The organism is Streptomyces parvus, assembly GCF_032121415.1.
GTDB classification, from domain to species: domain Bacteria; phylum Actinomycetota; class Actinomycetes; order Streptomycetales; family Streptomycetaceae; genus Streptomyces; species Streptomyces globisporus_A.
Genome location: NZ_CP135079.1, coordinates 4453481 through 4468494 on the forward strand (window position 1 = coordinate 4453481; position 15014 = coordinate 4468494).

14 protein-coding genes are annotated in these 15014 nt (G+C 73.0%); 5 read left to right on the top strand and 9 right to left on the bottom strand.

Annotated elements, in window-relative coordinates; translation table 11 throughout:
• Nucleotides 1-54 precede the first annotated feature (54 nt).
• Complete coding sequence (locus tag RNL97_RS21255; protein WP_030576238.1) at nucleotides 55-1878, top strand: phosphoenolpyruvate carboxykinase (GTP); 1824 nt, start codon at nucleotides 55-57, stop codon at nucleotides 1876-1878.
• A 155-nt stretch (nucleotides 1879-2033) separates the two neighbouring features.
• Here the strand turns inward: RNL97_RS21255 and RNL97_RS21260 are convergent, their stop codons facing one another.
• The 6 genes from RNL97_RS21260 to RNL97_RS21285 form a co-directional block, all read right to left on the bottom strand.
• Nucleotides 2034-2705, bottom strand: a complete 672-nt coding sequence (locus tag RNL97_RS21260; protein ID WP_243316395.1) for a hypothetical protein — start codon at nucleotides 2703-2705, stop codon at nucleotides 2034-2036.
• Nucleotides 2706-2730: 25 nt separating this feature from the next.
• Nucleotides 2731-4347: a vWA domain-containing protein gene (locus tag RNL97_RS21265; RefSeq protein WP_243314941.1), complete on the bottom strand. Its 1617-nt coding sequence runs from the start codon at nucleotides 4345-4347 to the stop codon at nucleotides 2731-2733.
• Nucleotides 4348-4562: 215 nt separating this feature from the next.
• Entirely contained in the window at nucleotides 4563-5711 is a 1149-nt protein-coding gene (locus RNL97_RS21270) for a hypothetical protein (protein ID WP_032764732.1), read from the bottom strand.
• Nucleotides 5712-5882: 171 nt separating this feature from the next.
• The gene (locus RNL97_RS21275) at nucleotides 5883-6290 is read right to left on the bottom strand and encodes an SCO4983 family protein (protein WP_030576249.1); all 408 of its coding nucleotides are present in this window, start codon (nucleotides 6288-6290) and stop codon (nucleotides 5883-5885) included.
• A 120-nt stretch (nucleotides 6291-6410) separates the two neighbouring features.
• The gene (locus tag RNL97_RS21280; RefSeq protein ID WP_313751071.1) at nucleotides 6411-7622 is read right to left on the bottom strand and encodes a pyridoxal phosphate-dependent aminotransferase; all 1212 of its coding nucleotides are present in this window, start codon (nucleotides 7620-7622) and stop codon (nucleotides 6411-6413) included.
• Between the two features lie 235 nt (nucleotides 7623-7857).
• The gene (locus tag RNL97_RS21285; RefSeq protein WP_313751073.1) at nucleotides 7858-8670 is read right to left on the bottom strand and encodes an arylamine N-acetyltransferase family protein; all 813 of its coding nucleotides are present in this window, start codon (nucleotides 8668-8670) and stop codon (nucleotides 7858-7860) included.
• Between the two features lie 180 nt (nucleotides 8671-8850).
• Here RNL97_RS21285 and RNL97_RS21290 point away from each other — a divergent pair, with 180 nt between their 5' ends.
• Nucleotides 8851-9180: a hypothetical protein gene (locus tag RNL97_RS21290; RefSeq protein ID WP_243314942.1), complete on the top strand. Its 330-nt coding sequence runs from the start codon at nucleotides 8851-8853 to the stop codon at nucleotides 9178-9180.
• Nucleotides 9181-9255: 75 nt separating this feature from the next.
• Here the strand turns inward: RNL97_RS21290 and RNL97_RS21295 are convergent, their stop codons facing one another.
• Nucleotides 9256-10074 (bottom strand): NAD(P)-dependent oxidoreductase, encoded by an 819-nt coding sequence (locus tag RNL97_RS21295; protein WP_313751075.1) that lies wholly within the window; start codon nucleotides 10072-10074, stop codon nucleotides 9256-9258.
• 101 nt (nucleotides 10075-10175) lie between these two features.
• On the opposite strand from RNL97_RS21295, the gene RNL97_RS21300 reads away from it, so the two are divergent.
• Both RNL97_RS21300 and RNL97_RS21305 read left to right on the top strand, forming a co-directional pair.
• Nucleotides 10176-10568 (top strand): winged helix-turn-helix transcriptional regulator, encoded by a 393-nt coding sequence (locus RNL97_RS21300; RefSeq protein WP_032764734.1) that lies wholly within the window; start codon nucleotides 10176-10178, stop codon nucleotides 10566-10568.
• A 127-nt stretch (nucleotides 10569-10695) separates the two neighbouring features.
• On the top strand, nucleotides 10696-11541 hold the full coding sequence (locus RNL97_RS21305; protein WP_313751076.1) for a S1 family peptidase: 846 nt from the start codon (nucleotides 10696-10698) through the stop codon (nucleotides 11539-11541).
• Between the two features lie 48 nt (nucleotides 11542-11589).
• Here the strand turns inward: RNL97_RS21305 and RNL97_RS21310 are convergent, their stop codons facing one another.
• Nucleotides 11590-12405 carry a TetR/AcrR family transcriptional regulator gene (locus RNL97_RS21310; protein WP_243314946.1) on the bottom strand — a complete coding sequence of 272 codons (816 nt, stop codon included), beginning with the start codon at nucleotides 12403-12405 and terminating at the stop codon, nucleotides 11590-11592.
• Nucleotides 12406-12527: 122 nt separating this feature from the next.
• Between RNL97_RS21310 and RNL97_RS21315 the strand changes: the two genes are divergently transcribed.
• Nucleotides 12528-13388, top strand: coding sequence for a siderophore-interacting protein (locus RNL97_RS21315; RefSeq protein ID WP_030576266.1), 861 nt, complete (start codon nucleotides 12528-12530; stop codon nucleotides 13386-13388).
• Here RNL97_RS21315 and RNL97_RS21320 read toward each other — a convergent pair.
• Nucleotides 13385-15004, bottom strand: a complete 1620-nt coding sequence (locus RNL97_RS21320) for an N-acyl-D-amino-acid deacylase family protein (protein ID WP_030576269.1) — start codon at nucleotides 15002-15004, stop codon at nucleotides 13385-13387. The two genes, RNL97_RS21315 and RNL97_RS21320, sit on opposite strands and share 4 nt — an antisense overlap.
• Nucleotides 15005-15014 lie beyond the last annotated feature (10 nt).

The window sequence follows — 15014 nt, forward strand, 5'->3', positions numbered from 1 at the left end:
TCGCAGCCCCCACGGGGCCTACAGACAACTGACACCCTCACCGTAGGAGCGATCGTGGCGCGCGACATCGCGGCTCCCCTCACTGTCCCCACCCACCACCAGGAGCTGATCTCCTGGGTCGACGAGATCGCAGCCATCACCCAGCCGGACCGGGTGGTCTGGTGCGACGGCTCCGAGGCCGAGTACGAGCGCCTGTGCGGGGAGCTCGTCGCCAAGGGCACGTTCACCAAGCTGGACGAGGTCAAGCGGCCCAACTCGTACTACGCCGCCTCCGACCCCACCGACGTCGCCCGCGTCGAGGACCGTACGTTCATCTGCTCCAAGGAGGAGAAGGACGCGGGGCCGACCAACCACTGGAAGGACCCCGCCGAGATGCGGGAGATCTTCACCGGTGAGAACGGTGTCTTCCGCGGGTCCATGCGCGGCCGCACCATGTACGTCGTCCCCTTCTGCATGGGGCCCGTCGGCTCGCCGCTCTCCGCGATCGGCGTCGAGATCACCGACTCCGCGTACGTCGCCGTCGCCATGCGCACCATGACCCGCATGGGCCGGGCCGTCCTGGACGAGCTGGGCACCGACGGCTTCTTCGTGAAGGCCGTCCACACCCTCGGCGCCCCCCTGGCCGAGGGCGAGCAGGACGTCCCCTGGCCCTGCAACTCCACCAAGTACATCTCGCACTTCCCCGAGGACCGCGAGATCTGGTCGTACGGCTCCGGATACGGCGGCAACGCCCTGCTCGGCAAGAAGTGCTACGCCCTGCGCATCGCCTCCGTCATGGCCCGCGACGAGGGCTGGCTCGCCGAGCACATGCTCATCCTCAAGCTCACCCCGCCGCAGGGCGAGAGCAGGTACGTCGCCGCCGCGTTCCCCTCCGCCTGCGGCAAGACCAACCTCGCCATGCTGGAGCCCACGATCCCCGGCTGGACCGTGGAGACCATCGGCGACGACATCGCCTGGATGCGGTTCGGCGAGGACGGCCGCCTCTACGCCATCAACCCCGAGGCCGGCTTCTTCGGCGTCGCACCCGGCACCGGTGAGCACACCAACGCCAACGCCATGAAGACCATGTGGGGCAACTCCGTCTTCACCAACGTCGCGCTCACCGACGACGGCGACGTGTGGTGGGAGGGCATGACCGAGGAGGCGCCCGCCCACCTCACCGACTGGAAGGGCAACGACTGGACCCCCGAGTCCACCACGCCCGCCGCCCACCCCAACGCCCGCTTCACCGTCCCCGCCGGACAGTGCCCGATCATCGCGCCCGAGTGGGAGGACCCCCAGGGCGTGCCGATCTCCGCGATCCTCTTCGGCGGCCGCCGCGCCTCCGCCGTCCCGCTGGTCACCGAGTCCTTCGACTGGCAGCACGGCGTCTTCCTCGGCGCCAACGTCGCCTCCGAGAAGACCGCCGCCGCCGAGGGCAAGGTCGGCGAGCTGCGCCGCGACCCGTTCGCCATGCTGCCGTTCTGCGGCTACAACATGGGCGACTACATGAACCACTGGGTCAAGGTCGGCGCCGACAAGGACCAGACCAAGCTGCCGAAGATCTACTACGTGAACTGGTTCCGCAAGAACGAGGCGGGCACGTTCGTGTGGCCCGGCTTCGGCGAGAACAGCCGCGTCCTGAAGTGGATCGTGGAGCGCCTGGAGGGCACGGCCGAGGGCGTCGAGAGCCCCATCGGCATCCTGCCGGCCAAGGGTGCGCTGGACACCGAGGGCCTGGACCTCTCCGAGGCCGACCTCGACTTCCTCCTCACCGTCGACAAGAAGGTCTGGCGCGAGGAGGCCGCCCTGGTCCCCGAGCACCTCAACACCTTCGGCGACCACACGCCCAAGGAGCTGTGGGACGAGTACCACGCGCTCGTCGAGCGCCTGGGCTGATCCCGGCTCCCCACGACCCCGCGGCCGGGTCCATCGGACATCCGCCCTGACCTGTGGGGCCGAACGACCCGCCGCGGTACGGGGCATGTCGGCGACGACATGCCCCGGAGGGCCTGTCCCCGACCAAGGACACCCTCCCGGCCCCCGGAACCCCCTCACGGTTCCGGGGGCCGCCCCGTCTCCGCCCTCGCCGCCGAACCGCCCCGGTCCTCCTCCGCGCGTGCCGCGCCGCAGCCCCGGTCCTCCAGGTACCGCGTGTGGGAGCGCTGGCGCAGCTCCTCCGCCTCGCGCAACGTGTCCACCAGGGCCTGCGCCTCCCCGTGCAGCAGCGCGGCCTGCCGCTCCAGCTCCTCCTCCGGGGCCCGCCCGCCCGGGGCGAGCCGCGTCCACCACCGCGTCCGCAGATACGCGTCGACGGAGTCCGGAACGTCCCGGCGCACCGCCCGCGCCACGACGTGCACGCCCTCCGGGTCGTCCGCCAGCGCCTCCGAGACCCAGCCGGGCGCCAGCAGCCCTTCCAGCAGGCCGGTCAGCGCCCGCAGCCGCTCCCCCGCCGCGGCCGGCAGCTCCACCCGCTCCAGATACGCCCGCAGGGGCACCAGGTCGGCCCGCAGCTCGTCCAGCCGGGACGACGGCTCCTCGAACGCGGGGGCGGGCGGCCGGCACGGCGGGGCGAGCAGCGCGCCCGCCCCGTACAGGCCGCCGACCACCACCGGCCAGTACGCGCCCGCGAACCCGGCGAAGGTGAGCAGCAGCCCGCCGAGAGCCGCCGTGCTGCCGGTCAGATTCCGGCCCGACTCCAGATAGCCGAGGACCCGGCCCGCCACCGAACTCCCTTTCGCCCGGGTCCCGTCACTGGTAGCCACGGATCTCCTCGAACGCCCCGTCCAGCGAGCCCGGGCCCTTCTCCTCCGTCCCGTCGAAGAGCCGCCCGCCGGTCAGCGCGGCGATAGCCTCCAGCTCCGAGCGGTCGGAGTCCCCGAACACGATTCCGAACACCGGGGTGGCCCGCCGGGCCTCGGGCAGTGCCCGGTAGAACTCCCCGAACTCCGCCGCCGACCGGCCCGCCGTGTTCTCGCCGTCCGTCATCAGCACGACGGAGGTGAACGCGGACCCGGTGTCAGGGCCCAGATGGTCGTAGGCGGCGGCGAGCGAGGAGTAGATCGCGGTGTCCCCCTCGGCGCTCAGCGCGGCTGTGTCCGCCCGGATCGCCGCCGGGCCCGCCTTCGGGTCCGCCGGGTCGACGGTATGCGTACGGACCTGTTTGACGGTGGAGCCGAACGGCAGCAGCGTGACCTGTTCGCGCTCCCGGAAATCGCCGGTCAGCCCGTTCAGCGCGGACTTCAGCTGCGCCAGCCGCCCTCCCTTCATCGACCCGGAGGTGTCCAGCACGTACACGGTCCGCGAGGGGCGGCGCAGCCGGTGTTCGTACGAGGACAGCAGCCCGTCCGCGACCGATCGCGTACCGGGGAAGGGCAGTTCCCGGCGCTGCTCGGGCGAGAGCGGATCGGCGGGACGCGCCGCGGCGACGACCGGGCGGCGCAGCGTCAGCGCGGTGATCTCCCGCTGCACGGCGGTGGACCGGAAGTGCTCGGTCAGGGTCCGTACGGCGTCCCGGGCCTCCGGCGTGGCACCGCTGAGCGCGCTCAGCGGGTAGTCGGCGGTCACCACCCCGTCGCGCGGGCGGACCACGGTCAGCCCGGCGTCGCTGTCCCGGTTCAGCGACAGCAGCACCGACTCGTAGTTGATCAGCGCGTCCACGGTGGAGCGCCGGGCGTACGCGGAGGCCAGCCAGCCGGAGGAACCCGAGGTCAGCCGCTGCCCGGCGAAGAACTCCTTCAGCTTCGGCCCGGCCCGGCGGACGTCGGCGTCGGTGAGCGCCGCCTGGGCGCCGGAGAGCCCGGAGGCGATGGATATCAGCGCGGAGAAACCGGAGTTGGAGCGGTTCGGATCGGTCATCCCGTACGTCAGGTCTCCGGCCGCGACCGCCCGGTGGACCTGCGCCCAGCTGACCGAAGCGGCGTCCCAGCCGAGCCGCCGCACCGTCGCGGGCCGCACCCCGAGGGCGACCGGGGAGGCCATCAGCGGGGTCTCGGAGGCGATCCGCCGGGCGGCCTCCGGGTCGAGGCGCAGATAGTCGTTGGACGACAGCCACACCGCGTCGAACGCCCCGTCCGCCTGGCCGGACGCCAGGCGCTGGACCGCGTCCAGCGTGCCCGTCCAAGTGGGCCGCACGGTGATCCCGGTCGCCTCACGGGCGTTCTCCAGCAGAGGCTTCATATCGGTGAGTTCGCTGGAGGCCAGGACGCGGAGCGTCCCCGTGCGGGCCCGCCCGTCGTCAAAGCCGCCCGCCCCGGAACCGGGCCCGCCGCCCGGGTCGGACGTACAGGCGGCGAGCGGCAGCAGCAGGGCCGCGGTCAGCAGCGGGAGGAGCGCACGACGGGCGAACGGCGGTCGGCGGTCTCTCATGAGCGGCCCCCGCCCAGGGCCGGGCCGGCCGCGCGAACGCGTTCCAACCGGTACCTGGCGTCCCGGAGTTCGGTGGTCAGCGACGCCACGGGTGGTCGGCGGGTCGTACGGCCGTCGGGGGTCCTGGGGGCCGAGGTTCTGAGGCCCGGCGTTCTGGGTCATGGTGGAGGTCTCCTGACTGCGGGGAGCGGGGCTGGGTGCGGGCCCGGGCGTGGTCAGCCGCGGGCCTGCCGCGCCATCGAGCGCAACACCTCCGCGGTGGGCACGGGCGCCTGGCGTACGCCGGTCAGCCGCTGGTCGAGGTAGGCGGTGTGGCCGGCCGTGGCGGCGGTGAACTCGGCCGCCGCGCCCTGCGGCCGGAAGCCGTGCCGTACCGCCAGCTTCCGCAAGCCGGGGTCGGTGGACAGCAGCTCGCCGAGCTCGCGGCCTTCGTCGGTCAGCGGTACGAGGGTGTGGTCGCTGGAGACCGTGGTGTCCGGGTAGAGGACGACGAGGTCGCCGATCTCCTGCCGCTGACTGCCCATCAGGAGCGAGGCCACCTGCGACTCGTAGACCAGCACGAGAGGATTGCCGACCCCGCTGATGAAGTCGCGGAACGGCGCGTCGCTGCTGGTCTGCTGGGCGCCCTGCACCTGGACGAGCTTGCGCATCAGGGGCGCGGTGCGCTCCACGGCCCGCGCGTCCGTGGCCACCCGGCCCCCGTCGGCGACGTACGAGGCGGCGGCGAGGTAGAGGGCGCCGGAGTTGGACGTGACGGGGTCGGTGCTCGTGATGAACACCGTGCCGCTCAACTCGGCATGTCCCAAGGCCCCCTTGAGCTGCTGCCAGGTGCGGTCGTCCTCGGCCGCCGCCAGATAGGGGCCCATGAGCAGCGTCCCTTGCGTGGCCCACTTGGGCGCGCTGTCAGCGCCGTCCGACGCGTCCGGCCTGCTTGCTCCGTCCGGCCCGTCCGCGCTGTTCGCCCGCAGCCGAGCCAGACCGTTGGCCGCGAGGACCTCGGCGGCGTTGCGGTGGGCCACCACGACGAGCGGGGAGTGGAACGGCCGCAGCGGGCCGCCACGGGCACCGGCGCTGCGACTCAGCTCATCGGCCGGAGCCTTGGAGCCGGGGAAGGCGAAGTCGTAGCCCTTCAGGGGCAGTCGGTCCATCGCCCACGATCCGGAGGTCTCCGTCCGGACGGTGAACCCCTTGGCGGCGAGGGCCTTCACGGTGTCGGGGTCGGCGAAGAACTCGGCCTTCTCCGACCCGATCACCCCGCGCACGGTCTTCGCGGCCGGGCCGCCGTCCCCGGTCCCACTGTCGCGGCCCAGGGCTACGGCCGCTGCCACACCGGCGATCAGGAGGACCGCCAGGACGTTTCCCACGATGCGTCTCACCCGGGCAGCCTGCTCGCGGAAACCCACATTCCGGGCCGAGTCGGGTGGACGGCAGATGAAGGGGCCATCCCAGAACGCAACGGACCGGCCCGGGCGGGGAGCCTTCCGGGGTCCGTGGCACCCGGTCCGCACGCCTTTGAGGCGCGCGGACCGGGGCCGTCAGTGGGCGCCGACCAGCTGCCCGGAGGAGGTGGGGTCGGCGAGGGCGGCGAGGGCCGCGGTGTGGGCGTCCATCCGCTCGGCGGAGAGGATGGCGGCGGTCGTGTCGGCACGGGACGCGGCCACCAGCAGGGCGCGGCCCGCGAGGGCGTGGGCGCGGCGGTGGAGGGCCGCGGGGGCGGCGTCGGTCAGACCGGCGTGCCGGGCGGGCGGGGCGCCGCGCAGCCGGGCCACCTGCTCGGCGATACGGTCGCCCGCCGTGCCCAGGCCCAGCTCGTCGGTGACCGCGAGGAGGGCGGCCAGATGCCCGGCGAGCTGGATGTCCAGCTCTTCCTCGCGGCTGCGGTGCGGAAAGTCCGCGTCGTCGGCCGGGGTGTGGACCGAGGGGCTGCGGATCGGCTCGTACATGGATGGCCTCCCGAGGGTGCGTGGAACCATCCTACATTGGAATGAGTCTAAAGTTGTCCATGATCCGGAAGTGTGACCGGCCCACGGCTGTCCGTAACCGCCCACGGCCCGCCGGCCCGGCTACGGCTGTCCGTAGCCGTCCAGGAAGGTGCCGATCCGGGTCACGGCGTCGGTCAGGTCCTCGACCGTCGGCAGCGTGACGATCCGGAAGTGGTCGGGCTCGGGCCAGTTGAACCCGGTGCCCTGCACGACCATGATCTTCTCGGCCCGCAGCAGGTCCAGCACCATCTGCCGGTCGTCCTTGATCTTGTAGACCTCGGGGTCGAGCCGGGGGAAGAGATACAGCGCCCCCTTCGGCTTCACGCAGGTCACCCCGGGGATCGAGGTCAGCAGGTCGTACGCCGTGTTCCGCTGCTCCAGGATCCGGCCGCCCGGCAGCACCAGGTCCTCGATCGACTGCCGCCCGCCGAGCGCGGTGGCCACCGCGTGCTGCGAGGGCATGTTGGCGCAGAGCCGCATGTTGGCGAGGATCGTCAGCCCCTCGATGTACGAGGTGGCGTGCGCCTTCGGGCCGCAGACGGCCATCCAGCCGGAGCGGTAGCCGGCCACCCGGTAGTTCTTGGAGAGCCCGTTGAAGGTCAGCACCATGAGGTCCGGGGCCAGCGCCGCCGTCGGGGTGTGGGTCGCGCCGTCGTAGAGGATCCGGTCGTAGATCTCGTCGGAGCAGACGATCAGGTTGTGCCGCCGGGCGATCTCGGTGAGACCGCGCAGCATCTCGTCGTCGTACACCGCACCGGTCGGGTTGTTCGGGTTGATGATCACCAGGGCCTTGGTGCGGTCGGTGATCTTCCGCTCGATGTCCGCGAGGTCGGGCATCCAGTCGGCCTGCTCGTCGCACCGGTAGTGCACGGCCGTCCCGCCCGCCAGCGAGACCGAAGCGGTCCACAGCGGATAGTCGGGAGCCGGCACGAGCACCTCGTCGCCGTCGTCCAGCAGCGCCTGCATCGACATCTGGATCAGCTCGGAGACGCCGTTGCCCAGGTAGATGTCCTCGACGTCGAGCTCGATGCCCTTGGTCTGGTAGTGCTGCATCACCGCGCGGCGCGCGGACAGCAGGCCCTTCGCGTCGCCGTAGCCGTGCGCGCCCGCGACGTTGCGCAGGATGTCCTCGAGGATCTCCGGCGGGCACTCGAACCCGAAGGCGGCCGGGTTGCCCGTGTTCAGCTTGAGGATGCGCTGACCGGCCGCTTCCAGCCGCATCGCCTCCTCCAGCACGGGGCCCCGGATCTCGTAACAGACATTGGCGAGCTTCGTGGACTGGATGACCTGCATGTCCGCGAGCTTACGGCGGCGTTTCGCGGGGTGCGCGGGGATTGCTCCGGGCGTGCTCCCTGAGGGGTGCGCCCCCGGCCCGCCCCGTCTTCCATCGCCATGCCCGCCGCCGCCCCGGACCGTGGGATCTCCCGGTCGGGGCGGCGTCGCGGCTGGGAAAGGAGGCGTGGGCGGCCGGGACGGGTGAGATGCGCCACGCGGGGGGCCGCCCGGCCGCGCAGGGGCGGCCGGGCTGCTACTGCGGCAGCCGCGTGCCCTCCGGGAGCCGGATGCCGAAGTCGTCCGCCAGGACCCGCAGCGCCTCGTCGCCGTCCTTCAGCACCCGCTCCTTCACCGTGCCGTCGCTGGCCGTCTCCACCAGGTCCAGCCCCGCCAGCAGGAGGTGCGAGCCGGTCCGGGTGCGCTGCGCGTACACCGCCTGCCGGAACGGTGAGCGCGGGTGCGTCGCGACGTACCAGTTCATCACTTCGTAGTCCGGAGCCTCGAACGGTTCCAGGGTGAACGTGTGCTGCGGCTCCCACGCGCCGCCCTTCTCCGCCTGGAGCTCCCAGGTCGGCAGCGGGCCGATGCCCGCGACGTGGACGAGCCGGTGGTGGCGCGGGGCGTCGAACAACTCGGCTCCCTCCACCAGCTCGATCGGCTCCAGCAGGGCGCCGGTCGCCCCGAAGCCGACGTCCGCCAGGTACGGGTGCGGCTCACCCTCCACGTCCACTCGCAGCAGCATGTGCGAGCGCGGCCGGATGTCGCCCGGCGCCGCGCCCAGCATCACGCGGGCCGTCAGCGGCGTGACGGAGAAGCCGATCTGCCGCAGGACGGCGGCGAAGAGGGTGCCGTGCTCGAAGCAGTACCCGCCGCGCTCGCCGCGCACGAGTTTCGCCTCCAGGTCGTCGAGCGCCAGAGACGGGGCGGAGCCGAGAACGGCGTCCAGGTTTTCGAACGGGATGCCGGACAAGTGGGCCCGGTGCAGGGACCGCAGCACCTCCAGGGTGGCGCGGGGCTCCCCGGTCCAGCCGATGCGGGCGAAGTACGCGTCGAGGTCGAGTGTCATACGCCGACCGTACGCAGCCGGGGTGCGGGGGCGCCTCCGGCTGCGGACCGAAGTCCGCGACCCAAGGGCCTCGGTCGCCGGTCCGAGGCCCTTCCGAGGCGGGCGGGCCCACGGGGGCCCGGCGGCTCAGATCTTGCTCAACTCCGGTGCGAGCCGGGTCCGCCCGGGTAGCGGAGGATCATGAGCCTGTTCCGCAAGCCCCGGCCCCTCGCCGTTCTCGTCGTCCGCGACGCCCCCGATGTCGTCGCCGGTCTTCGGGGCGCGCTGGAGACCGCCCCGGACGCCGAGCGCCCCGGACTGGAGCGCGCCCTCGCGCTGGCCGAGGAGTCCGCCGGGCGCCCGGACGCCGAGCTGCGCGGCCGATGGGTGCGCCGGCGGCTCGACGCCGCCGGGCACGAGGGCCCGGCGGACTCGGTGGAGGCCATCAAGATCCTGCGTCGGGCCGAGCCCGGACTGACGCTCCTCCAGGCGGTGACGTACGCCAAGGAGACCGCGGCGGCGGAAGCCTGATCCGGACGGGCGCGAGGCGGAAGGGCGTGGCCAGGCGTGGCGTGCCCCGGTCCGCCCGGCACGCGGCGCGGACCGTCACATGCCGTTCACCGCGCCCGCCGACGCGATGAGCAGCGCCGTGCCGACGCCCCGCTCCTCGGCCGTACGGAGCAGTGCCGCGTCCCCCGCCTCCGCCACGGCCGCGCTGGTCGGGTTCTCGGGCACGGGCCCGCCCGCGTACGCCGCGGTCGCCGGGGCCATCGCCGTGAGCCAGTCGGCCAGCAGGGTGGCGAACTCCTGTCGGTCGATTCCCGCGTCCGCCACCAGCGCGGCCGCGTGCCGGGCCCCGGCGAACATGGCGGTCATCGCGCTGAGCAGCGCCACGTCGTGGAGCGCGGCGAAGCCGGGGTCGGCGCCGACGTACCGGGTGGCGACGGGCACGGCCAGTACCTCGCGGTGGGCGTCGAAGACCTCGCGGGAGCCGCTGTAGAAGACGTAGCCGCCGGCCTCCGGCAGACCGATCATCGGCGGTACGGCCATGATCCCGCCGTCCAGGAAACGGGCGCCGCGCTCGTTCGCCCAGGCCGCGCGGGTCCGCGACTCGGCCGGGGTGGAGGTGGTGAGGTCGACCAGGTCCTTGCCCGTGAGGTCGGCCTCCGCCAGCGCCTCGCGGACCGACGCGTCGTCGAGCAGGCAGGTCACGACGAGCGGGCTCGCGGCCACCGCCTCGGCCGCCGTCGCGGCCACCCGCGCGCCGGCGGCGGTGAGTTCGGCGGTCCTGCCGGGGCTGCGGTTCCAGACGGTCAGGGGGTGCCCGGCGGCGAGCCAGGTACGGGCGAGGGCGGAGCCCATCGAACCGAGGCCGAGCAGGGTGAGAGGGGCGGGCGAGGCGGAAGCAACAGTGTTGTCGGACATGCCGATTAGGCTGGTCGAAGGCTCCGAAGGCAACAAGTACGCACTGTGGAGTGGGTGGTTACCTCGTGGACAGGGACCAGGCGGGGAGGGGTGGTCGGGCGATGGCACGGGTCGTGCGGAGGCCGGGGGCGTTCGTCTGCGGGATCGACGCGGCGATGGATGTGATCGGCGGCAAGTGGAAGGTGCTCATCCTGTGGGCGCTGAACGAGAAGACCTGCCGCTTCGGCGAGTTGCGGCGCGCCGTGCCCGGGGTGACCGAGAAGGTGCTCAGCTCCCATCTCAAGGAGCTGGAGGACGACGGCATCGTGCACCGCGAGGTGTATGCCGAGGTGCCGCCGCGCGTGGAGTATTCGCTCACCCCGCTGGGCCTCTCGCTGAACGCGGCGCTGGAACCGCTGGGGGAGTGGGGGCGCGACCACATCTACCGGGGCGCTGAGGGGGCCCACACGGAGGGGTCCGGCGCGGAGCCCGCTGCCGACCCCGTGCGGGGCTGAGTCGGAGGCAGCCGTGACCGGGGGCCGGAATCGGCCCCTTGTGATGACCTGGCATCTGCGCAAGCATGCGCATGTCAAAAGCCGGAAGATCTCCGGCCCTTGGCATCACTGGAGGTACCCCCCCCACATGAACAAGCCTCTCGTCGGTGCGTTTCTTGCTGCCCTGCTCCTGGGAGCCGGTGCCGCGCCCGTCGTCGCAGCCGCACCCGCACAGCAGGCCCAGGAAGCCGCGTCCAAGGCCGAACCCGCGGCGAAGGCCGTGACCTTCGCCGGGACCGTCGCGCTCAGCAACTGTTCGGGCTCCGTGGTCCGCACCCCCGACTCCGCCCTCGTGCTCTCCAACGGGCACTGCCTGGAGTCCGGCTTCCCGGGCCCCGGCGAGGTCGTCGTCGACCAGCCGTCCTCCCGGACGTTCACCCTGCTCGACGCCTCGGGCGACGGAGTCGGCACGCTGAAGGCGAGCAGGATCGCGTACGGCACCATGACCGACACCGATCTCTCGCTCTACGAAACCACCTCCACCTACCAGCAGATCGAGGACGGCTACGGCATCGAGGCGCTGGAGCTGGAGACCGCCCACCCGACGGCGGGCACCGCCGTCACGGTCGCCTCCGGCTACTGGAAGCGCACCTACAGCTGCGACATCGACGGCTTCGTCCACCAGCTCAAGGAGGGCCGGTGGACCTGGAAGGACTCGGTCCGCTACACCCCGGAGTGCCGGACCATCGGCGGGACGTCCGGCTCGCCGGTGATCGACGACGCCACCGGCAAGGTGGTGGCCGTCAACAACACCGGCAACGAGAGCGGCCAGGAGTGCACGGACAACAACCCGTGCGAGGTCGACGAGAACGGCAAGGTCACCGTCCGCGAGGGCATCAACTACGCCCAGCAGACGTACAGCATGGTCCCGTGCATCGGGGCCGGCAGCAGGATCGACCTCGACCGTGAGGGCTGCGCGCTGCCCAAGCCGTAGCCGCCTCCGCCCCGTGGGCGCGCCGGCCGGTCCCGGTTTCGGCCCCGGTCAGGGCCGGCCGGCGCGCGCCGCCTCGATCCCGTCCAGCAGCACCCCGAGCCCCACCCGGAACGTCTCGCGGGCCTCCCGTTCCGGATACGGCATCGCCTCGGCGCCCTCCGGGACGGCCCCCGGATACGGTTCCACCGGCCCCTCCGCCTCCAGGCCGCTCACCGCCGGGAAGCGCGCCGCGAAGTCCGGGACCAGCTCCAGCAGGGCCGCCGAGCGCGCCGCCCACCACTCCTCGTCGGAGCTCCCGGTCGCCGCCGCGGCGAGCCTCGCGTCGGCCACCGCCTGTGCCGAGCCCCTGACGAACGGGAACAGGGTTCCCACCAGTCGCCGCAGGAGCGCTGCCTTGAGCCCGGTCGCCCGCAGCAGGGTGACCAGCGTGTCCAGGCCCGCGTACTCGTGCGGACCCAGCACCGGCCGCGCCTGCGAGACCTGGAGCACCCAGGGGTGGCGTACGTAGAACTCCAGGACTTCCCCGGCCCAGGCGGTGAGCGCCCCGCGCCAGTCGCCCGTGTCCGGGTCGCGGACGGGGAGTTCCGCGTGCACGGCGTCGTACATCAGGTCCAGCAGCTCGCTCTTGCCGGGGACGTAGGTGTAGAGCGCCATCGCCGTGCGCCCGAGCCGGTCGCCGACCGCGCGCATCGACAGGGCCCCCATCCCCTCCTCGTCCGCGAGCGCCACGGCCGTCGCCACGATCGCGTCCACGCTCAGCCGGGGCTTGGGCCCCGGGCCGCCGCGCGTCGGCGGCGGGGCGTCCGCGCGCCACAGCAGAGAGAGGGAACGGCGCGGATCGCCCTGCCCGGCGAAGACCACCACGTGCGACTCCTTACGGTGTAAAGTATCGTTCGACGGGTAATTCATTACGCCGTAAGGTATCAGCGGTCGCCGGTGGCGGCGGCCGTCGTCGGCGCTCAGCAGCGGAAAGGGGTCGGGTCGCGATGGGTCAGGCGCTGCCGGTCACATACGTACGGGTCGTGGACGTCGAGCACGTCACCCCCGGGACGGTGAGGATCGGCTTCACCGCCGACGAACTGCCCGGGCTCATGGAGGACCGCCCGGACCAGCAGATGAAGCTCTGTCTGCCGCGCACCGGCGGGACCGTGCCCCGACTGCCGGAGCGGGACGCCGAGGATCCGTACGGCATGCGCTGGAACGAGGCGTACCTCGCGATCCCGGAGGCGGAGCGGCCCTGGATGCGCAGCTTCACCGTCCGCTCGTACGACCGCGAACGCAACGTGATGGCCGTGGACTTCGTGCTGCACGGCGAGGACGGGCCCGCCTCCCGCTGGGGTGCGAGGGCCCGGGTCGGCGACGTCCTCGGCATGGTCGGCCCGTCCTCCCTCTACGCCCGCCCGCTGCCCGCCGCCCGGCGGATGCTCCTCGCCGGGGACGAGACCGCGCTCCCGGCCATCGCCACGGTGCTGGAGGCGCTGCCGGCCGGGACCGGGGCCGTGGTGTACGCCGAGGTCGCGGACGCGGGGGAGGAGCGGGAGTTGCCGCCCGCGGCCGGGGGAGCCGAGGTCCGCTGGGTGCACCGCGACCGGGGCGGCTCGCTGGTGGCCGCCGTACGGGACGCCGGGCCCGTCCTCGACGGGGTGGACGCGGCCTGGGTGGCGGGCGAGGCGTCCGCCGTGCGGGCGCTCCGCCGCCATCTGGTCGAAGGCCGTGAACTGCCGAGGACCGCCGTCGAGTTCAGCGGCTACTGGCGGCGCGCGCTCACCCAGGACGACGCCCCCACGGAGGAGGACCTCGCCTGGGCGGCGGAACGGGCCGCGGACACCTCGCGGGAAGCCTCCTAGACGGCCCCCGCGCCCCGGACCGCGCGGCCCGCCAGGACCGGTGTCCGCTTGCCGTCCTCGATGACGAACCGGCCGTCGATCAGCACGTGCGGGATGCCCACCGGCAGCGTGCGGGGCTCCTCGAACGTGGAGCCCGCCGCCACCGTCTCCGGATCGAACAGCACCAGGTCCGCGCGGTAGCCCTCGCGCACCAGGCCGCGGTCCGCGAGCCGCAGCCGGGCGGCCGGGCGCGAGGTCAGATGGGCGACGCACTCCTCCAGCGAGAGGATCCCCAGCTCCCGGGCGTAGCGGCCCAGATACTGCGGGAACGTGCCGTACGCCCGGGGGTGCGGCTTGTCGCCCTGGAGGATGCCGTCGCTGCCGCCGGTGTGCACCGGGTGGCGCATGATCTGCCGGACGTTCTCCTCGTGGCCCACATGCTGGAGGATCGTCGTCCCGAGCCGGTCCTCGGTGAGCAGCCGCCGCGCGGTCACCCAGGGCTCCTCGCCCCGCAGCCGTGCCGACTCCTCGACCGTGCGGCCCACGTACTGCGCCAGATGCGGCGCGCTCACGCCGGAGATCTCGATGGTGTCCCACTCGATCGGCACGCCGTGGCAGCCGTCCGATCCCAGCACCTCCAGATGGTGCCGGATCCTCTCCGCGCTCACCGGGTCCGCGAGCCGGGTCAGGACCGACTCCGGACCCCCCTCGCTCGCCCAGCTCGGCAGCATGGCCACCAGCGTGGTGCAGCCGGGCGTGTACGGGTAGGTGTCGAGCGAGATGTCGGCCCCGGCGGCCAGCGCGCCGTCGAGGAGGGCCAGGAGGTCGGGCGCCTTGCCCTTGTTCACGCCGAAGTTCATGGTGGCGTGGGCGAGATGGAGGGCGCAGCCGGCGTGGCGCGTCAGCTGGACCATCTCCTCGTACGCCTCCAGCGCGCCCGCTCCGTAACTGCGGTGGTGGGGGCAGTAGTAGCCGCCGTGGCGGGCCACCACGCGGCAGAGCCCGGTCAGTTCGGCGTCGTCCGCGTACATGCCGGGGGTGTAGGTCAGCCCGGACGACATGCCGACCGCGCCCTCGCGCATGCCCTGGTCCACCAGCTCCCGCATCCGGGCCAGTTCGGCGTCGGTGGCGGGCCGGTCGTCCCAGCCGACCGCGTACATCCGGACCGTCCCCTGCGGGATCAGGTAGGCGGCGTTGACCGCGATGCCCTGGCCGCCGAAGTTCCGGTCCAGGCGGTCCAGATAGCCGCCGACCGTGCGCCAGTCGAAGTCGATGTCGCTTCCGTCGCCGTTCCAGCCGGTGATGGAGCGGCGGACCTCGGCGAGCGTACGGTCGTCGACGGGGGCGTACGAAAGACCGTCCTGGCCCAGCACTTCGAGGGTGACGCCCTGCGCCGCCTTCGCGCTGTGGTCCGGGTCGCGCAGCAGCGCCAGGTCGCTGTGGGCGTGCATGTCGATGAAGCCGGGGGCGAGCGCGAGGCCGTCCGCGTCCACGGTCCGGGCGGCGGTGGGGCGGGGGCCGGGGGAGCCCTCGGGATGGATCTCGGCTATGCGGCCGCCGTCGAGGGCCACATCGGCGCGGTAGGAGGGCTCGCCGGTGCCGTCGACGACGAGCGCGTCACGCAGGACCAGGTCCATGGGTGGCCTT